Consider the following 19,301-nt stretch of genomic DNA (forward strand, 5'->3'; position numbering starts at 1 on the left):
TTATGACGGTGCAAATTGGCTTTGATTCTTCCTGGCAGGATGAATTTTTAAAGAGAATAGAAGATGACGGCCCCTGGGGGAATTGGGAGCTGTATAAGCTGGCTGTAGAGGTTGAAAACCATACGATCATTCCTGAGTTTGAAGGCCTGCAGGCTCCAAAGCATCTTCCAAACCTGACTCCGCTTCCCCATCAGCTTGAAGTTGCAAAGCAGGTTGTTGAAAGCATGAACGGAAAAGCAATCCTGGCGGACGAAGTTGGTCTTGGCAAAACAATCGAAGCTGGCCTTATTTTAAAAGAATATATGATAAGAGGTTTAGTGAAAAAGGTTCTGATTCTCGTGCCAGCTTCTCTTGTATCTCAATGGGCCATGGAACTGAACAGCAAATTTTTTATTCCTGCTGTCGCCCAGCGGAAAAGTTATGTCTGGGAACAATGCGATGTTGTCGTTTCATCAATCGACACCGCCAAGCGCAACCCTCATCGGGATATTATCTATAGCCTGAATTATGACTTAATCATTATTGATGAGGCCCATAAGCTTAAAAATAACAAAACAAAAAACTATGAGTTTGTGCAAAATTTAAAAAAGAAATTTTGCCTTTTGCTAACTGCAACACCTATCCAAAACCGGATCAGCGAAATCTTCAACTTGGTGTCTCTCCTAAAACCCGGCCATCTTGGCAATGAATCGGCTTTTTATGAGAGTTATAAAAAAGACTCACGTTCATTAAATGATGATGAACATTTAAAAGAACTTGTAAATAAAGTCATGATTCGAAACCGAAGGGCGGACACAGGGATTGAATGGACCAAAAGACATGTTGAAACGATTCCGATTGAATTTTCTCAGCCAGAGAGAGAGCTATATGATGCTGTAACAGAATTGCGCGGAGAAGGCGACTGGGTCAGTTCAAGCCAGTTTTCCGTAATGACTCTGCAAAGGGAAGCCTGCAGCAGCAGGGAAGCTGTTTATTTTACCCTGCAAAACATGCTTAAAAGACAGGAAGAACCATCTATGGCATTTCAAGAGCAAATTCAATACCTTGTGTCCAAGGTAGAGGCTGTGCAGCAAAATTCAAAAGCCCAAAAAGCGCTGGAGTTAATTCAAAAAATTAATGATAAAGTAATCATTTTTACAGAATACCGTGCAACGCAAATGTATTTGCAATGGTTCTTAAAACAACACGGCATAACCTCAGTTCCTTTTAGAGGCGGATTTAAAAGGGGAAAAAAGGATTGGATGAGAGAGCTTTTCCAAAAGAATGCCCAGGTTCTCATAGCAACAGAAGCAGGAGGTGAAGGAATAAATCTTCAATTTTGTAATCATATCATTAACTTTGATCTTCCATGGAATCCGATGCGTCTTGAACAGAGAATTGGCCGTATCCACCGTCTCGGCCAGGAGAAAGATGTTGTGATTTATAATTTTGCCACCAAGGATACAGTGGAAGAGCATGTCCTAAAACTGCTATATGAGAAAATTCATCTATTTGAGAAGGTAATTGGAGATCTGGATGATATTTTAACAAAGCTTGAATTTGGAAATATTGACGATCATCTTGTGGACATTTTCGGAAAATCAGCTTCAGAAGGTGAAATGAGAATTAAAATGGAAAATTTCACAAGCATGATTCAATTTGCTGAGGATATGAAAGAAGGTGGACTGAATGCAGCAACAGGAAATTCATAAGTTTCTTGAAAGGTATTTTCACGCAAATGGATGTGAAATGATCGAAAAAGGACCTGGATATATGACAGTCCAGCTGACAATTGAATTGGATAAGGAGCTTATGAACCGGCCGTTTTATTGGCATTACCTCGAAAAGACAGGCGGGATCCCTAATCCCATGCAGCTGACTCTTATAACAAACCAGCAGCTGGCTCCTGAGCATATTAAGGGTGAAGTCATCCACTTTGGCTCCCCCCGCCTGCATCAGATATTTGAGACTGCACGAAACCTTGCAGGATATATCCGTCTTTATGAAAATCATAAAAATGCTCCCGGCATGCAAACCCCCTTAAGGCCGTGGCTGGGTATGAATGTCCGCATCTCCTATCAATGCGACCGGAAGAGGGATGTGTTCAAGTCGATTGGCCTGCAATTAATAAATGGACAAATGGTAGAAGACTTCCATGATAAGCTGATGGGAATGAATTTAACTCCAAAAATCCCAGATTATTCATTCACGCTTTCACCGCTAATTATGCCAAAGAGCGGAGTATCAAGGGTAGCGAATTTTTTAAAGATGGGGATCGAGCAAGAAGAACATACGTGGGCCGATGAAGCCAGGAAGCGCTGGCAGAAAGACCTTGATCTGCTGGAGCACTTTTACGAGGACGCTGAGGAGAAAGGAGAAAGCTACGAAACAGAAAAGACTGCACTCAAAGAGCAGTATGAACCAAAAATAAATATTTCCATCATAAATGGCGGCCTCTTCTATCTCACGGACAGCGCTGTCTGAAAAGAAGCAAAAAACCGGCAAATGCTGCCGGTTTTTTGCTATTTAGGAAATTATAAAATCCAATCATATGAATAACTTTGTGAAAAGTCGTCTGCGTCTAGCTCCAGCGCCTAGCCAGTTTTCATCCCGAATAGGCTCCCCTGAATATCTTGCGAGGAGCATGATTTGGAGAATGATGCTTCGAGCAGCTCGGGTCATAAGCCAAATCACTCCAGAAATTAAGATTTCCAGCGTGATTCGTCTTATGCCTGAGGCCCGCAGGATTCGGGTCATGCAGACGTTGCCACAGGACGTGGCTTAAGTCTGTGTTCCTTTAGTGGTCAAGGAGCTTCCGCTTTTGTTCCTATTTATGCTTTTTCTTTCTCAGTCCAAAGTAGAAGATATAAGGAAGCACGCCAAACCATCTATATAAAAAGGGTTCTTTCCTATCTTTCTTCTCCATCCGGTACCTTTTCCGTTCATCCTTTGGCTGGTCAATATATTTAACTACTGTCTGTGTAATATATTTTACATACTCATTCGATTTCATATAGACACACCTGCCTTTTCCCGCAGACTCCTCTGTTAGCTAAAGCGAGATTATTGCTGTTCTTTCATTTACAAGTATGTCCAGGCAGGATTATTCTAAACATTTAATAATTTCTTTAATAATTTCTCCGGTATCCTTATTAGTAGTGTCGATGATAACATTCGCTGCTTCCCTATATAAAGGCATTCGATTATTATAAAGATCACGAATACGGGCCATTTTATCGCCTTTGAGCAGTGGTCTGGATTGGTCATTTTCAAGCCGTTTAAAGATTTCCTCAGGAGTTGCATAAAGAAAAAATACATTCCCATTTTCTTTTAAAGTTTGCCTGTTTTCAGGCTTTACCACTATTCCGCCTCCTGTTGTAATAATGGCATCCCGATTACTGAGATCTTTCAGCATTTTTGATTCAAGCAATCGAAAATATTCTTCACCTTGTTCAGCAAAAATGGCATTGATGCTTTTTTTCTCTGCTTTAATAATTTCTTCATCCGTATCGATTACTTCTTTATTCAAAAAGGCAGCCAGTTTTTTTCCTATCATGGTCTTTCCTGCACCCATGAATCCGATTAAATAAATTGAATTCATCTTTTTTCCCCAATCAGTTTTTTTCAATCCATTTTATCATTTTTTTCAAATCGGTGTCATAGTAGGCATAAGATATGGTTGGAGAATTGGAGTCGATAATGGTTTTGAATGTGATTTGATACAAAGTCTCAGTCAAGGGCGTTATGCTATAAGTCACTTCCCCATGGCTGTAATGATAATTCCCGGAAGCATTAAACTCTTTATGCTCTTTCAAGGCACTTTCGGTCCGTTTAACTGCATTAAATAAATAATATTCCTGCTTTAAAACTGTTTCCGCTTCTTCCAAAAGCCTTTTTTCAGATAAATATTGTTCCAGATGAATAGTCAGCAAGAATAAAGCAGCAAGGATAATGATAAAAGTAAGAGGATATACAAAACCTCTCTCGTTACGGTACATCAGAAACATCCCAATCTACATAGGAATAAACGGAGGCGGAATAATCCTCCCCAAAAGTATCTTCCACGGTTATTCTTAAGCCTCCGTTTATGCTTGTATAAGAGGCAGAATGGACCTGCTGCAGAACAACCTCATGGCCCTTCAAATCCACTCGCCTCCTTATATTTGATCCATATTTTTCATAAGCTACATTTTGTCCTGCTATTTTCAATGTGACTCTGCCATCTGCAACTTCTGCGCCATCTGCAAGCCGGACTTCTTTTTTCAATTGATTAATAAATACATTCCATTCAAGCCGCTGAGTTCTCGCCTCCAATTTCCAATCATGAAAAAGAAAGGTAAAACTTAGAGGCAAAAAAGAAACTAGCATTAGAAATATCGAAAAAGCAAAAAGCATCTCAAGCATGGTAAAACCATAATTATTTAAGAACATCACATTTTTCTTTGGCTTTATGAAATAGATCTTCATACTTAATACAAACCTCCGTTATTCCTGCATCTTCCTTTTGGAATAATGAATATACCGTCTTTTCTATTTTTACAGTTTTTTCTAAAGGGAAATATCCTTCTGCAACAGATTGCTGAAGGGTTTCATAAAGAAGCTGAGTACTATCGAATTCCTGTTGCATTTCACCCGAGTCCATGGCTGCTTTTAAAATCAGAGGCAAAAATACTCCAGCAACAATCAGCCAGGCTGATAATGAGAGCAGGAGTTCAGACATAAAGAAACCATCATTCCTTCGCCACATGAAATCTCCCCCGCCCTATTAAAAAAGTAAACTGATAGCGCTCGTTCCCAGCCCTGATATAGAAACTCCCGAATTTATTCGCATTCCCATTTGGCCCATATTGAAAATACAAAGGCATTGTCCCTTTCTCAATCTCAAACATTTTGGAATATTCACGGCTAATAATAGGATCAGAACCCATCTTCATATGCGCCGTATACATATGCTGGTCCGGAGCAAATTGGACAACTACATCTGTTTGATGTGTAATGGCGTACTGCTGAGCATATAAAAGGTCAGCTTTTACCTGTGTAAAAAACATCTGTTTTTCAAAGTATAGGAAATGTGGTTTGGCCAACAAAGCTGTAATTGAGGCGATTATTAGGAATATGCTAAGGACGCAGAGGGATTCAAGGAGAGTAAAGCCTTTTTGATCTTTCATCATGATCCAGATGAATCTGCCACTGAAACGGCCCCAGCAGAATCTGCAAGTTCTACTTTTCCACTTGTTATCTTAATTTCATCCCCATTTGGGCATGAGGTAGTTTTATCAGTAAGATACCCTGCATCAACTAATTGCTGTATAGCGGTCGGAGGTTCTTTTTTATCAATTTCGTATGCCTGCACTTGAGCCTGTACCATTTGAATAAATGCTTCACAGCCCTTACTATTAATTTTTGAATTATGTTTGGTAACATTAGGTATCGTTATGATTAAAAGCACTGAAATAACTAAAAGAACTATCATCATTTCTATTAAGGTGAACCCAAATTCACTATTTTGTTTTATTTTACTGAGAAATTTTGTGCATCGGTTCTCTAATAATGTGAATGCTTTACCGTTCTTGATTTTCTGTAATTTCATTAAAATCCCTCCAATAAATGAAACATTGGCAGCAATACTGCCAAATACATGGAAACTATTAAAAAACCAATCAGCAAGTACAAGAGCGGCTGAATCAGTTTGAGGTGTTTCTCTGTTTTTTCCTCAAGCAGGCTTAAGCAGTGTTTGCTAAAAAAGTTTAACTCCTGATCGAGTCTGCCGTTTTTCTGGCCATGCCGGATGATATTAGATAATTCCCTTTCGAAAAATGGAAAACCATTTAATATGTCTTCTAGCTTATCTCCCCTGCGCAAATGGCTCTTAATGGCTTTTCCTATTCCTTTGTAAAATGGCTGTTTTTCATTTTGTTCAAATAAACTTAAAGCCTCATAAACAGAGAGTCCGCCAGAAAGCAGATAGCTAAGCTGTACTGCAAAAAAATGGGTATAATACAAACGAAAAAAAGGACCTGCTATTGGAATCCTTACCAGCTTTCGTTTCTGGTCCAAAGGTGAATGCTTTCGAAACCTGAAAAGGTAGTAAGTCAGAAGAATCGTGACACAGAGGATAATCATGATTAAAAAGATAGGAAGAAAGTCACCAAAGAGGTAAACAACCTTAGTGAAGAAGTTAGGCTGGAGCTTCATAGAAACAAATAAAGAAGAAAAGCGGGGCAATAATGTATTCTCAACAAATACAAAAAGAAAAGAAGTTATGATCATCAAGAAGAGAGGATATGAAATTAGTTTTTTCAGTTTTTCTGCATCCTTTCCCCTTTTCAAAATCATTTCACTGCCTTCCAGGAAAGCGGAAGCCAGTCCGCCGTGCTGCTCAGCAAAAAATACATACCCAATCAGGCTCTTATTAAAATTCATATTTGAGAGAATTTGATAAAATGGGTATCCCTCTTTCAACTCTGAAAGACACTGAGCTATCTCCTGCTTTCTTTTACTGGGCAGCTGATGCACAAGTGATTCCAAAGCTTCCGCTAGAGGATACCCTCTTGACAAAAGATCACCGGTTTTTTTCAAAAAATATCCTTGTTCCTGAATGGTCCATTTATGTTGCTTCATCATCATGCACCCACCTGCTGTATTCCGATTCCTTAATATAGCCAAGTGCAATCCCTTTTGTTATAACCTCCTTTAGTGTTCTGTATTTAACAACGCATTCCTCTCCTCTCGCTTCTTTAATCGAAGCATTCAGAGCCCGTCCTGCCAGCAGTTCAAATACACTTGCCCTTTTCCATCTCCCATACCCAAAACAATAGGGCGAGCATTCAGCGTCACAATATGGACAGCTCAGTTCAACCAGCCGCTGAGCAGTTACGGCAACTAGAGTCTGCTCAATTTCCAGCATATTAACCCCAAACTCGGCTAAACGGTATACAGCCCCTTTTGCGTCCCTTGTATGCATAGTACTTAATACCAAATGGCCCGTCAATGCAGCCCTCACAGCAATTTTGGCTGTTTCTGCATCACGGATCTCCCCCACCATAATAATGTCTGGGTCATGGCGCAATATCGCCTTCAAGCCGGAAGCATATGAAACACCTGCTTTTTCATTTACTTGAACTTGAAGCACCGTGTCATTTTCTTTTTCTATGGGGTCTTCCAGAGTAATAACATTTCTGTGAAACATATGGGAAGTCTCATTTAATAAAGAATACAAAGTTGTTGTTTTACCGCTCCCAGTTGGCCCGGTGAATATTATTAGACCATGGGCATGCTTCAGAAGTGCCAGCATTTTTCTGGTCATGTTCGGGAAAAGACTGATTTGAAAGAAAGGAATTTGTTCTTGCTGCGGAAGAATTCTTATTACGAGGCTTTCTTTTTGGCTGGAGGGTAGAGTTGAAAAACGGAGTCCGATCATTTGTCCATCGACTTCGAGAGAAAATGCTCCGCTTTGCGGCCGCCTCTTTTCTCCGATATCCATTGAGGCTGTAAACTTAAAATGGGAAATTAGCCTGTCACATTCTTCTTTGGGGAGATAAAGCCTTGGGATCAGTTTGCTGCCAAGCCTTAACTGAATTAGAGTGTCTTTCTTGCGGGGAATAATATGAATATCTGAGGCATGGCTTCTGACGGCATCTTTTATGATACGCTCAGCCATTCTTTCTATTGTGCTCAATTATTTTAACACCACCTTTTTTTAATGTAATGACTAAATTCGTTTTTTTGTCCGCTTTTCCTGCAGCTATCGACAAAACTTTTTGACGAATTTGTGAATAAAAAATCAGGTGCTGTCTAAAAATAGAACCGTAACCAGCTGCAAGGCAGTTTTATCTATGGGCTATAGCCAAGCGGTAAGGCAACGGACTTTGACTCCGTCATGCGCAGGTTCGAATCCTGCTAGCCCAGTTCTTAGAGGAAGGATGAGGATATGCCTCTCCTTCCTTTTTTCAGCTTCCATTCGCTTCTTTTATTCTGCTTATACTTCGTAGTCATCGGCCTATTTAACTGCATTTCTTCGGTGGCCTCTCACTGGTTTAATTGTGAACATTTTCTAAACTTATAGTGATTACAGTGTTAACCTGTTGCGGCTGTATTATAATGGGAGAAAGTAAACCACCAAGGTTTAGATCAGGCTTTTGGCTGACTAATGAGCAGCTTGCATTATTGCCCCTTGTGAATTTTCAAAATTCAAAAAAGGTGTGCTTCTCGCCACATTGCAATAAAAATACCCTTTTGAGGTGACAATAAAATGGAACAGACATTAAAAATTACAAATGTGTTATCCGATCCAACACGCTATTATATTTACCAATACATTGCAAAAAGGCACAAAGATGTTACCGTTCAGGAAATCGCCGATCACTTCAGCATCCATCCCAATGTGGCCAGATTGCATCTATCTAAGCTGGAAGATGTATATATGCTCGTTTCTGAGACAAAAAAAACTGGAAAAGGCGGAAGGCCCAGCAGGCTGTACCGCTTGTCTGATGATGTAATTCAGCTGAATTTCCCATACAGGGATTATCAGCTTCTTGCGAAGATTGCCATGGAAACCATGCTTGAATTAGGCGAAGAAGGCAGGAAAGCTCTATATGCTACCGGCAAAAGATTTGGCAAAGAGCTAATTGGTCAGGAGCTTAAAAGATTCTCCAGCTCTGTGGAATTAACTTTTGACCATAAGTTGAATATTTTAAAACACGCTGCCAATTTGTCAGGTTTTCATCCGGAATTTGATACAAATGAAGAAAAAACAAAAATTTACTTCCAGATTTACAATTGCCCATTTAAAGAGGTAGCCGCCAAGCACACCGAGCCTGTATGCAATATGCACTTTGAATTTTTGCAGGGAATGTTTGAAAGCTTGTTTGATTCCATTCAGCTGGTGGAAAAGCAAAATATGCTGACTGGCTGTGATACTTGTTCGTACCAGGCGATTGTTGGAAATTAAATGTCCTGCAATCCATAACGGCCGGGAACTATGTGCCAGAACCTGGCGTCAGCTTGTTTTTCCCGGCTCTTTTCGATACTATTTAGAAACCATTATTTACTTTTAATAAGTATTTACTTTATAATATTGTAGTGATGGACTTGTTAGGGTAAAAGGAGGGATACATATGGATCGTATGTACAGAGTGTTAGGATTCTGGACGGGAATTTTCGCCGTTATGTTTTACCTTGGCGACATGTATACAACGTCCCTAATTTTCTTCGGCCAAACAGGATTTTTCCTGCTTTTAAGCTACTTAAAGCTTTCCGAACGTATGTATATTTATGTTTTTGGAGCGTACTTAACAATTTTCTTTGTAGGCTTCACTTACTGGTCAACTTTTATGATGACACCAGGCGCGGGCGGCCACTAATAGCCCTTGCAATAATATCAATATTAGTTAAAAAAGCGATGAAGATTCATCGCTTTTTTATTTGGCTTCAATTCCTTTATATTGAAGGACTGTATGAAATGCAGAACTCATTCCCGATGGCATAATAAGACTCCTGATCGCTCTGTTTCTTTTGCTTGTCTCTGAAAATGGATTAGGGTCGTAATGGCTTTCTAACTCTTCTAAAATACCTGCAGATAGCAAGTATTCATCCTGCCTCATTTTATAAATAAATTTCAGGCCGTGTTTCTCCCCTATCCGGATTAGCGAATCAAAATGAATATGGCTGGTTATATCCATTTCTCCTGGGTGCTCCAGAATATTATTTATTTGTGTATGTCTGTAATATCCTCTTAGGCTCCCGGCTCTTCTGTACGGTTCTTGCCACTCCTCATTTGAATAGCCGTAATCCACTGTCAGCACCATTCCTTGGTCCAGAGCAGAAGCCATATTTTTAATGATCGGTTCCATCTGCAGAGGAATTTCAATTCTCTGTCCTTCGCTTAATATTAAGCCGCTTTCTTCAAAAAATAAAAAAATCGATCCATCTTTTAAAGGTACAGCGATTTCTGACAGCTGCCCATCTTTAACCGTTACCATTACCTCCGATAACCCTTCCTCTGTCTTTTCAATAACATGGACAGGAAGGGCATCAAACAATTCATTTGAGAAAATCAAACCTCGAAATGGAGTTATTTCATCAAGGCTTGCGATTTGCCTGATTTTCTCCGAAAATGAAATTTCCTCCCTCTGCAGCCCGCAGTGGTAAGGGCTTGTCTCCAAAATATTATATTGAAGCTCATCGACCGCAATCAAGTTCCACTCTTCAATGAATGCCTTTGCAAAGCGCCCGTTACCGCCCCCTATTTCACATACTTGAAAAGGAAGCTGATGTTTCCTGGCTTCCTTGTAATACCATTTAGCAACTGTCCTTCCATAAATATCGGAAATATTGCTTGTAGTGATAAAGTCACCCTTAGGGCCGATTTTGGGTTTGTTTTTCATATAGTATCCGTATTCTGGATGGTAAAGGGCTTGCTCCATATACTTGGCATAGCTAATCATTTTTGAGGGGGTCTTTTCTATATAATCAATTAAAAAATTCAGCATACTGACACCTTTTCCCTATGGATTAAGTATAAAAATACTTTGTTATTAAAGTCCTTTATTTATCTATTTTTCACTATTGACATAGTGATTTCTGTGATATATTGTTAAAGTAGTAGCTTAACTATATCCCCTCCCATTATATGAATAAAACATCCCCCAGAAAAGCCCTTCTCTTTAGGAGAAGGGCTTTTCTATTTTCATTTTTAGAAGCCATTTAGAAAAGGATTGGAGTCCATTTCTTGGCCAATAGTTGTAGCGGGTCCATGCCCTGGGAGAACAGCTGTTTCTTCGGGCAGGGCCAGTAGTTTGCTATGGATGCTATCAAGCAGCTGCTGATGGTTTCCGCCAGGCAGATCTGTTCGGCCAATGCTGCCGCTAAATAAGGCATCGCCAGCAACCACCAGTTCTGCATCTTTAAAATATAACGAAATGCTCCCAGGGGAATGCCCAGGTGTTTCGAGAATTGAAAAAGTAAACTCTCCTATCCTTAACTCTTTTTCGCCCGTTATAATATGATCGGCAGGCTTGGCTTTTATTAGTTTTCCCACTTTAAAAAGGTGAGATCCGTTTAAAGCCGGATCAGGGAGCCATGCAGCCTCTTTTTCGTGTATGTATACCGGAATAGCATATTCTTCCCTAATATCATCGACCGCCCCAATATGATCAAAATGCGCATGAGTAAGAATGATAGCAAGAGGTCTTAACCCTTTTTGCTTAATAAACCTGCTGAGCTTTTCGCTTTCTTCACCCGGATCAAAAATTAAGCATGCTTTGCTTTGATTAGTTAGGACATAACAGTTTGTTTGCAATGGGCCGAGGGGAATTTGTTTCCATTCCATCAATGACACCTCCAAATTATGAATAATTTATCTTTTATTTTACACTATATTCGCTGCATAATTAAATGGGATGTATAAACCTCGATTAAAGGAGAAGAAGATGCAAGTTCTTTATGGAATAGAAGCTAACTTTATAATTGAAGAAGTGCCGGAATTTATTGAATTCATAGCAAACAAAACAGAATTATTCGATTATCGGCAAAGGATATTTTTCTTCGAAAAAAAAGAGCATGCGGAATATGCTAAAGGCGCCCTGATTGAAGCTGGCCTTTTCGAAGAATCCCTAAAAGCTTATTACATAGAATCAGGTGTAAAGGGAGAAACTTTTGATGACTTTGGAATTGAAATGGAAACAGGTTATTATTTGTTTTCAGAGCTGCTTTGCCTCTTTTCTATTACTCACGGCAGTGAAGAAGAGATTCAAATGGCCAAATATCAATTTCAGGAACATATCGTTTTTACGGCAAAGAATAACAGCAGTGCACCTGTTTACTTCTCTGAACTTCACTTAAGGGAATTAATTAATGGCATTGCCGATGCATATGACATACAAGTGTCATTTTTAGACCTCGACAAATAGAAAAAAAAAATATAAAATAAATTACGAATGTATACTTGGGCACTACATATAGGGTATATAAACCTGGAAAATGATTTAAGACATGGCGTTTTGCCTGCTGATTATGAAATAAAGGGGGCTACTTTAATGGGATTAGTCATTATTTTTGCTTTGGTTGCACTGTTAGCAGCATTTGGTGCCGTTAGCGCACTTAAAAACAAGAATTTCCTTGGGTTATTTTTTGCTGCGGGTACTTTGGCCGTTTTCGGATGGTTTGCAGTAATGACATTAATAAACAGCGGATACCCAGCTGTTCACTAAAATAAAAGGGCTTCCCTAAACGGGCAGCCCTTTTATTTTTCACTATTTAAGCGGCTCTCTACTCTCTCGACCTTTTCTTCCATTTTTCTTTTTACATCCCGCCTATCATCAATGCGGATGTTTGTTGCAACTCTCATTAGCCCTTTTTCAAAAGGGACTTCATGCATAGCTTGAATTACTTCAAATAAAACCGGAAGTTCGCCTTCAATGATCGTGTTCATTGGGGTTAATTGAAAACGGATTCGCCCGCTCTCTTCGTATTTCTTCAATACACGCTGTATGTCAGCTACATAACTGCTGACACTTGGCGTTTCTGTTCCAATTGGAATAACTGTAACATCTGCAATTGCCATAATCAGACTCCTTATTTTTTGTCTTTGTAATATTTATCCTTCCAGAAGCGGTACCTTGTTTTTGCTATCAAGCATGATTACTTCTTCCAGATAAAAACCTGTTAAGCAGGCTTTCCCATTCGGTGAGCAGCTAATAGGCGTATTTTCCATCCCCTCCATCAAAACTTCCTTAACACCTTTCTCACTATTAAAGGCTATAAGCTGAAAACCTCCTGCATAGGTATCACTTTCAGCACTGTACAGAGGCTGGAAGGTTATGAAATGATCTTCTGTCCAGTCATAATATGGAACCAGCCAATCGGAGAACCTGGTTAAATGGGGGACTGTCATAGTCGATTGCTTTTGGAAACGATTATCTAAAAATGTATAAACAGCTTGGCCGGGTTCTTCTGAGGGAACCGTTATGGCCATTACCTTATTTTTTTGTGAATCAACTTGAAAGATATTATCCATAACCTTTGTTTCATTCTCTCCACTGATCGATTGCATTATTAAAGGAGCGAATAGAGACGGATTATCCTTGTCCCAGCCAAGATATAATAAATGGTCTTCATCCAACCATTTGGCGAATGGTTCCTTTATTTTAATTTCTTCAAGCCGGCCATCCTCAATATCCATATGGTAGGAAGTGAAATCCCAATCCTCTGTAAAGGCCGAAACAAATAGAGACTCCTCATCATACGGATTCCACTCGACAGCCATGTCAAATGCTGAAAGACTTTCATCCAATACAATTTCTCCATTCTCCTTTACCGCCGTCAATATACTTTCATATGTACCTGGAGACGAACGAATCAGCACATATTTTCCATTTGGGCTGATTGTAACCGATACGATAGGGACCGAGGTTTCATAAAGGAGGTGCTGTTCACCTGTAAATAAATGATAAGCATATACACTTGAATTGGTTCCTGCATTAACAGTGTAAACAATTACTTCATTGCTGAGCCAGCCATTTGCTTCCTGAAATTCGCCCTTAATTTCTCTTATAGGGACAAGAGCATTAGCTGGAGGCACGGACTCCTCTGAACTCTCCTGTTTTTGTTTTGATTCAGACTGAACCTTGGTCTTTTCTGCTTCTTCACAGCCAGTGATCCATAAGATAAAAAACAGGAATAAAAAAAGAAACTGGCATCTATATGTAATTTTTATCATTTTCAAATCCGCACCTCCTTTTCTCCCTATATATGAGTACGTAAATACTGTAAAAAATGTTTCAATTATTGTTCATTTTTAATAGGAAAAGCCGTTTTTCCGGCTACAAGCTGGAAAAGCGGCTGAACTGTTCTGAAATAATATGATAATTTATTTTAGTCTCTGGTGACATAAATTACAATAGAGGAACCGGCATCTTAATAAATATTTTTTCATATGGCTCTTTTTTCATAAATTGTTGTTTTACTTACTGCCCGTTGATTTCAGCATGGGGCACTTAAGCTGTCAGCGGGGAGGAATGAGAGCCTCCTCAGCTTCGCCTGCGGGGTCTCCCACTTCCCTCACTTCCCGCAGGACATTGAATAAGCTTCCCTGACCTAGCACCGCACGAAGGAAATGCGATAGCATTTTCGAGGATCAAGTACCCTCCGCTCTAATCAACTCAGTTGGTTAAACTAAGTTAGCCGTTAAAAAAGCAACAAACTTTACGAAAACAGCCTTACATATAGAGCGAGGCCAGGAAAATACCGAGGACCTCTTCATAAATTTCATCATATTGCGAAATAGGCAATGGGTTGATTCCTCTTCCCAGTTCAATCGTAAACCCTGGTTTACGGAATTCTTGAATGAACCAATCCTTATATCCGGCAAAACTGTCAATATATTGGACAGCCCTATAGCCGCTTACCCTTTCAAATTCAGCCGCAATCACTTGAGACTCTGGCGGTTCCATTCCCTCATATCCCCAGTAGAACTCCGATCCCTGGGTATGGAATGCCAGCATTCTATCGAACTGATTGTTCCTTGCAAGGTCAGCCATTGCAATGGCTTCCGGTTCTGTTAAAGGGGCTTCCCCTAGATAATCTCTAGGTGCAGGTGCATTTTGTTCAGATCTCTCTTTTTCAAATTCCCATTTGGCAGGGAATTGATTATTCAGATCCACCCCTCTAATGTTAGCTTTCCAGCCGGAAAAATCAGTACTCCCTCTATTGATTTCAATAACCTGTTCCCTCGCTTCAGGCGGAGGCCCATTTAAGACCAGGTCAACACCATCCGGATTAACCATTGGCACTATGGAAAGATCAACAGAATTATATAAAGGCATCGTCGACAATCCTCTGATCGGCCTGACATTGGTTAGGGATAATAGAAAGCTGTTTAATAATGCCATTAAAATGGGGGTTGTAATCCACTCATTCGCATGGAAAGAAGCATTTATATGGACCTTTTTATTCCCCTTTCCCAGCCTAATTTCCTGAATAGGCTTCCCAAGAACACTATTTCCAATCGTATTTATCTTAATAAATGGATAGATAGCCGCCAATGTGGATAGATCAGCTGTTAAAGCCTGAAAGTCATATTGTCTCCTGCCTGCCACAATAGGTGAGATGACCCGCCTTGGCAGCTTTATGATTGTACCAGCAGTTAAGCTGTTTGGATCAAGGGTTTGATTAATCAGCAGAAGGGCATCTACAGACAGATTTCTGGAGGCGCTCAGCTTCCAGAAGGTGTCTCCCTTTTTAATAGTATAGTTTTGCAGGGTAAAGCCAGGTATGCTTATTTCCTGTCCAATCTGCAGTGCTGAAGGATTTATGCTAGGATTGGAATCAACAATAAGGTTTACCGGCATCATAAAGAGCTGGCTGTAATACCATAAAGAATCTCCGGAACGGACTTTAACTTTCATCTTTCTCCCCCTTTCCATCATTTCAATCTTATGAAAGAAAAGAAAAAAGATGACTGTTTAGCCGCAGAAAAAAGCCCGTGAAATCACAGGCTTAAAGCTAGCTGTCACCAATTAGGATTCCGGATTCGATTCCTCGTAGAACCTCAACAGGTCGCCATATATAATTTTATCTGAGTATTCAAGCTCATTTTTTGCTTTTTCCATATATGGCTCGCAGGCAGATTTATCAATTGGCTTTTCTGTCTCCTTTTCATAGCAGATACCCTTTGTATAAACATAATTTTTCGTTATAAAACTGCCGTCCCGCAATACTGTGAAATCCATTTTATCCTTCACAAATAAATCAGATCCAAATTCAATGGATCCTTTTGTTTCTATACCTAGAAGGTGAAGAATAGTCGGCTTAAGATCAATTTGGCCTGAAACCTTGGAAATCACTTTCCCTTCACGCCCAGGAATATGAATGATTAACGGAACTTTTTGCAGCTGGGTGCTGACAAAAGGCGTAACTTTTTTTCCAAGGAATTCGCTCATCGCTTCATTATGGTTTTCCGAAATTCCATAATGGTCTCCATAAAGAATAATAATTGAGTCTTCATATAGTCCTTCATCTTTTAAACGTTCAATGAAAATTTTTAGCGCTTCATCCTGATAACGGACGGTTTGAATATAATTATTTACTGTTTTATCAGCTGAATGATATGGCTCAATAAACTGATCTTCTTCCCCCAGGTCAAAAGGAAAGTGATTTGTAAGGGTTATAAACTTTGCATAAAAAGGGGTAGGCATTTCTTTTAAGTGGTGTACAGATTGCTCGAAGAAATCTATATCCTTCAAGCCCCAGCCAACTGAATTTTTATTGCTGACCTGATAATCCGGCAAAGAGTAAAAACGGTCATAGCCAAAAGCTTGATACATGATATCCCTGTTCCAAAAACTTTTGTTATTTGCATGCAGTGAGGCAGTAAAATATCCTTGATCTTTTAATATTTCCGGAGTGGCATGGTATTTGTTATTGGAATGAGTGAAGAATACAGCTCCCCGGCTTAGCGGAAACAGCGAAGTATCCAGCAGGAATTCGGAATCTGATGTTTTTCCCTGGGCAGTCTGATGATAGAAATTTTCAAAATAATAGCTTTCCTTAATAAAGTCATTCAGAAATGGCGTGATCTCCTGACCATTTACTGTTTCATTGATGACAAAATCCTGGGTTGATTCCATGGAAATCAGGATAACATTCTTGTCTTTTGCTATACCAAACATCTCTTCATCTGGTTTCTTATAATCAGCCGCAACATAGTTAGCTATATCTGCTAGTTCACTTCCGTCTGCCAGCGCTCTTTGGGCAGATGACTTAGATTGAAGAAAGAGATCATAGATATGATAATTATAGGTTCCAATATTCTTAACAAGAATTTCCCTGTCAAATGTTCGTGTCAGCAGCTGCGGTCGTTCAGTTTCAGCTACTGCAAGATTAAAAAAAGCGATAGCAGCGGCAGCTAAAAAGTATGCTCTGCGATACATTTTGGACACAGGACGATAAGCCGCAAATGCAGGTTTTAGGAAAACAATTAATACCAGAATTGCAAAGTCAGCGAAATAAATCCAATCACTCCAATTTAAAAGCTCATTCACACTGCTCCCCAGATCACTCATATTACTCGCCTGAAAAAGTACGGGAATTGTTAAAAAATCATTAAAGAATCTGTAAAAAACCACATTGGCAAATAGGACAGCTGAAATAATAAAACTGGAAATCAATAAAAAATGTTTTTGTCTTCTTTCTTTCAAAAATAAGCCAATCCCAAAAATAAATAGCAAAAAGCTTAATGGATTGAGAAGCAAGATCAATTCCTGTTTCCAATTTTCTATTTTGATTTCAAAACTTGTTTTATAGACAATGTATGTCTTAAGCCAAAGCAGAATTGTCGCAAGGATTATCAGCGAGAACTTTGACCATTGAATTTTTTTCATGATCCTTTTCTACCTCCCTTAAAATTGGAAGCAACAAAGCTCAGCCTATCTTGCATAATAAAAAAAATATATTTTTCAAAACGAACTTTTATACATTTTACGTGAACTTAATCAAAGTGTTATAGTCTGCCTGTCAATAATAAAAATGCTGATATGTAATTACCCCATTATAAGGCAGTTGAAACATTATTTTTATGATAATTCAGAATCTTTAGCCCAGCAATAAAAAAGTACCTGCTTTTACACAGGTACTTTAATCAACTATTTGTTTTTAGCCAACCAGGCTGCTCCAATTACACCAGCATCATTTCCCAAAGTGGCAATATCAATTACAGTTGATTCCTTTACTCTAGGGAATGCAAATTTTCCGAAGTTTTCAATAACTGGCTTTAACAATATGTCTCCAGCTTTTGAAACGCCGCCTCCCAATACTATTTTTTCCGGATTAAGCGTATTGGCAATATTGGCCAAAGCTAATCCCAAATGGAAGGCTGTTTCGCTGATCACTGAAAGTGAAGCTGCATCTCCTCCCCTTGCTGTATCGAAAACGTCCTTTGCTGTAATATGACCTTTCTCTTTGTAAAATGCAGCTAGTTCGCCTGTATTAACCATCTGAAGTTTTTCAACAGCCTGCCGAACAATTCCAGTAGCAGATGCAATTGTTTCAAGGCAGCCCGTTTTACCGCAATTGCACTGAGCCCCTCCTGCAGGGACTGATGTAATATGGCCAATCTCACCAGCAGCACCGCTCACTCCCTGGACAATATCACCGTTCGCAATAACACCGCCTCCGACACCCGTTCCAAGAGTGACACATACCAGGTCTTTCGCCCCATTTCCGGCACCCTTCCACATTTCCCCAAGGGCAGCACAGTTTGCATCATTATCGATAATCACTGGAAGAGAAGTTTCTACTTCAAGCAGGTCTTTTAATGGGTAATTATCTTTCCATCCTAGATTAACAGTATTATAAACCACACCGGTGGAAAGATTGACAGGTCCTGGAGCTCCCATGCCAAGGCCTATTATCTGGTCCTTCGACAGACCCAGTTCTTCCATTTTGGTGTCTATCGCTTTTGCTATATTAATCGTAATATTTTTGCCCTCTTCGCTATTATCTGTTGGGATTTCCCACTTGTGAATAATTTCTCCATAATAATTGATGAAAGCAAGTTTAGTCGTTGTCCCGCCCAAATCTACACCAATTAGCCACTTCTCTGCCAAAATAATCACCTTTTCTCCTATTTTTTCTCCTGCAGACGCTGAAGTTCTGTCCGTATAAGCAAAGCTGCACTTTGATAGTCTTTTACTTCAATAAGCTGGGAATCATAGAGTTCTTTTAATTCAGAAGCCATCAGCTCCAAGTCAGCCTCTCTATCTCCTATGTATATGATTGTCCCAAATTTCTTCAGGAATTGCTGTATGTCATAAATGGTTTTCATCCCTTTACCTCGACCTTATCCATAAGTTTTTGCCACATTAAAGTATAATCTAATTTCCCCCCCTCCTCAAGAGGAAAGGAGCGCCTGTTAAATTCCACCCTAGAAGCCTTAGCCCGACTTTAACATGTCCAAATATAAAAAAGAAACCCTCCCTAATACTGGTCAAGCCCCCATATAGTATAGATATTAAAAAACCGGAGCTGTATCCTCATGGAAATGGCNCCCTTTTTTTGATATTTTAGTTATTTCATTCTTTTTATTTACTTGACATNGAGCCTCGTCACGCATGATTTCCACGCTAGAAAGCCAAGTTTGTAACACAACTAGCTCCCCAANAAGGTATCATGCGTTGCTCCATATCAAGTAGTGCACTTAAAATATTTTGTGTGTTCCTTTTTGGGGACCCATTTCCTTATGCTATAAGGTGCTGGCGGCGATAATTTACTGGAGACTGTCGATTTAATCGTTTTTGTCTCCTTGTATAATTGTAATGATGAATATA

At 39.5% G+C, this 19,301-nt stretch carries 24 protein-coding genes and 1 tRNA gene; 7 read left to right on the forward strand and 18 right to left on the reverse strand.

All coding sequences use genetic code 11. The features are described from left to right. The first annotated feature begins 2 nt into the window (after positions 1-2). Complete coding sequence (locus tag L634_RS0116265) at positions 3-1,691, forward strand: DEAD/DEAH box helicase (RefSeq protein ID WP_026583352.1); 1,689 nt, start codon at positions 3-5, stop codon at positions 1,689-1,691. After that, positions 1,669-2,463, forward strand: a complete 795-nt coding sequence (locus L634_RS0116270; protein ID WP_026583353.1) for a YqhG family protein — start codon at positions 1,669-1,671, stop codon at positions 2,461-2,463. The genes L634_RS0116265 and L634_RS0116270 overlap by 23 nt, the downstream gene beginning before the upstream one ends. 343 nt (positions 2,464-2,806) lie before the next feature. On the opposite strand, the gene L634_RS0116275 is transcribed toward L634_RS0116270, so the two are convergent. From L634_RS0116275 to comGA, 9 genes are all read right to left on the reverse strand, one after another. After that, positions 2,807-2,992 carry a YqzE family protein gene (locus tag L634_RS0116275; protein WP_026583354.1) on the reverse strand — a complete coding sequence of 62 codons (186 nt, stop codon included), beginning with the start codon at positions 2,990-2,992 and terminating at the stop codon, positions 2,807-2,809. 90 nt (positions 2,993-3,082) lie between these two features. After that, entirely contained in the window at positions 3,083-3,580 is a 498-nt protein-coding gene (locus L634_RS0116280; protein WP_026583355.1) for a shikimate kinase, read from the reverse strand. Between the two features lie 13 nt (positions 3,581-3,593). Next, a complete protein-coding gene (gene comGG / locus L634_RS0116285) occupies positions 3,594-3,977 on the reverse strand; it encodes a competence type IV pilus minor pilin ComGG (protein ID WP_026583356.1) in 384 nt (127 codons plus the stop codon). Further along, on the reverse strand, positions 3,967-4,446 hold the full coding sequence (gene comGF / locus L634_RS0116290; protein ID WP_232233787.1) for a competence type IV pilus minor pilin ComGF: 480 nt from the start codon (positions 4,444-4,446) through the stop codon (positions 3,967-3,969). Before comGF ends, comGG begins: the two co-directional genes overlap by 11 nt. Further along, on the reverse strand, positions 4,397-4,726 hold the full coding sequence (locus L634_RS0116295; protein WP_026583358.1) for a phosphatase: 330 nt from the start codon (positions 4,724-4,726) through the stop codon (positions 4,397-4,399). The genes comGF and L634_RS0116295 overlap by 50 nt, the downstream gene beginning before the upstream one ends. Next, the gene (comGD, locus tag L634_RS0116300; protein WP_026583359.1) at positions 4,710-5,150 is read right to left on the reverse strand and encodes a competence type IV pilus minor pilin ComGD; all 441 of its coding nucleotides are present in this window, start codon (positions 5,148-5,150) and stop codon (positions 4,710-4,712) included. The genes L634_RS0116295 and comGD overlap by 17 nt, the downstream gene beginning before the upstream one ends. After that, entirely contained in the window at positions 5,147-5,554 is a 408-nt protein-coding gene (gene comGC, locus L634_RS0116305) for a competence type IV pilus major pilin ComGC (RefSeq protein ID WP_269521560.1), read from the reverse strand. Before comGC ends, comGD begins: the two co-directional genes overlap by 4 nt. A gap of 14 nt (positions 5,555-5,568) precedes the next feature. Next, positions 5,569-6,600: a competence type IV pilus assembly protein ComGB gene (gene comGB, locus L634_RS0116310; RefSeq protein WP_026583361.1), complete on the reverse strand. Its 1,032-nt coding sequence runs from the start codon at positions 6,598-6,600 to the stop codon at positions 5,569-5,571. Beyond that, positions 6,587-7,657 (reverse strand): competence type IV pilus ATPase ComGA, encoded by a 1,071-nt coding sequence (gene comGA, locus L634_RS0116315; protein ID WP_026583362.1) that lies wholly within the window; start codon positions 7,655-7,657, stop codon positions 6,587-6,589. Before comGA ends, comGB begins: the two co-directional genes overlap by 14 nt. A gap of 158 nt (positions 7,658-7,815) precedes the next feature. Here comGA and L634_RS0116320 point away from each other — a divergent pair. From L634_RS0116320 to L634_RS0116330, 3 genes are all read left to right on the forward strand, one after another. Continuing rightward, positions 7,816-7,887, forward strand: a tRNA-Gln gene (locus tag L634_RS0116320). Positions 7,888-8,230: 343 nt separating this feature from the next. Then, entirely contained in the window at positions 8,231-8,929 is a 699-nt protein-coding gene (locus L634_RS0116325; RefSeq protein ID WP_026583363.1) for a helix-turn-helix transcriptional regulator, read from the forward strand. A gap of 166 nt (positions 8,930-9,095) precedes the next feature. Continuing rightward, a complete protein-coding gene (locus tag L634_RS0116330) occupies positions 9,096-9,341 on the forward strand; it encodes a DUF2626 domain-containing protein (protein WP_026583364.1) in 246 nt (81 codons plus the stop codon). A gap of 57 nt (positions 9,342-9,398) precedes the next feature. Here L634_RS0116330 and L634_RS0116335 read toward each other — a convergent pair whose 3' ends face one another. Both L634_RS0116335 and L634_RS0116340 read right to left on the reverse strand, forming a co-directional pair. Next, positions 9,399-10,469 (reverse strand): class I SAM-dependent methyltransferase, encoded by a 1,071-nt coding sequence (locus L634_RS0116335; protein WP_026583365.1) that lies wholly within the window; start codon positions 10,467-10,469, stop codon positions 9,399-9,401. A 203-nt stretch (positions 10,470-10,672) separates the two neighbouring features. Then, positions 10,673-11,308: an MBL fold metallo-hydrolase gene (locus tag L634_RS0116340; protein WP_026583366.1), complete on the reverse strand. Its 636-nt coding sequence runs from the start codon at positions 11,306-11,308 to the stop codon at positions 10,673-10,675. Between the two features lie 100 nt (positions 11,309-11,408). Between L634_RS0116340 and L634_RS0116345 the strand changes: the two genes are divergently transcribed. Both L634_RS0116345 and L634_RS32790 read left to right on the forward strand, forming a co-directional pair. After that, positions 11,409-11,888: a hypothetical protein gene (locus tag L634_RS0116345; RefSeq protein ID WP_026583367.1), complete on the forward strand. Its 480-nt coding sequence runs from the start codon at positions 11,409-11,411 to the stop codon at positions 11,886-11,888. Between the two features lie 126 nt (positions 11,889-12,014). Further along, the gene (locus L634_RS32790) at positions 12,015-12,188 is read left to right on the forward strand and encodes a DUF2759 domain-containing protein (protein WP_026583368.1); all 174 of its coding nucleotides are present in this window, start codon (positions 12,015-12,017) and stop codon (positions 12,186-12,188) included. Between the two features lie 32 nt (positions 12,189-12,220). Here the strand turns inward: L634_RS32790 and L634_RS0116355 are convergent, their stop codons facing one another. The 7 genes from L634_RS0116355 to L634_RS34960 form a co-directional block, all read right to left on the reverse strand. Then, complete coding sequence (locus tag L634_RS0116355; protein ID WP_026583369.1) at positions 12,221-12,541, reverse strand: MTH1187 family thiamine-binding protein; 321 nt, start codon at positions 12,539-12,541, stop codon at positions 12,221-12,223. A 33-nt stretch (positions 12,542-12,574) separates the two neighbouring features. Continuing rightward, a complete protein-coding gene (locus tag L634_RS0116360; protein WP_051428358.1) occupies positions 12,575-13,696 on the reverse strand; it encodes a hypothetical protein in 1,122 nt (373 codons plus the stop codon). 499 nt (positions 13,697-14,195) lie between these two features. After that, positions 14,196-15,383, reverse strand: a complete 1,188-nt coding sequence (locus L634_RS0116365; RefSeq protein WP_026583371.1) for a M14 family metallopeptidase — start codon at positions 15,381-15,383, stop codon at positions 14,196-14,198. Between the two features lie 111 nt (positions 15,384-15,494). Further along, positions 15,495-17,357 carry an LTA synthase family protein gene (locus L634_RS0116370; protein ID WP_026583372.1) on the reverse strand — a complete coding sequence of 621 codons (1,863 nt, stop codon included), beginning with the start codon at positions 17,355-17,357 and terminating at the stop codon, positions 15,495-15,497. Between the two features lie 261 nt (positions 17,358-17,618). Further along, entirely contained in the window at positions 17,619-18,581 is a 963-nt protein-coding gene (locus L634_RS0116375) for an ROK family glucokinase (RefSeq protein ID WP_026583373.1), read from the reverse strand. A 17-nt stretch (positions 18,582-18,598) separates the two neighbouring features. Continuing rightward, positions 18,599-18,799 (reverse strand): YqgQ family protein, encoded by a 201-nt coding sequence (locus L634_RS0116380; protein ID WP_026583374.1) that lies wholly within the window; start codon positions 18,797-18,799, stop codon positions 18,599-18,601. 412 nt (positions 18,800-19,211) lie between these two features. Then, the gene (locus L634_RS34960) at positions 19,212-19,298 is read right to left on the reverse strand and encodes a hypothetical protein (RefSeq protein ID WP_442852707.1); all 87 of its coding nucleotides are present in this window, start codon (positions 19,296-19,298) and stop codon (positions 19,212-19,214) included. Positions 19,299-19,301 lie beyond the last annotated feature (3 nt).

This window comes from Bacillus sp. J33 (assembly GCF_000518885.1).
GTDB lineage: Bacteria > Bacillota > Bacilli > Bacillales > Cytobacillaceae > Cytobacillus.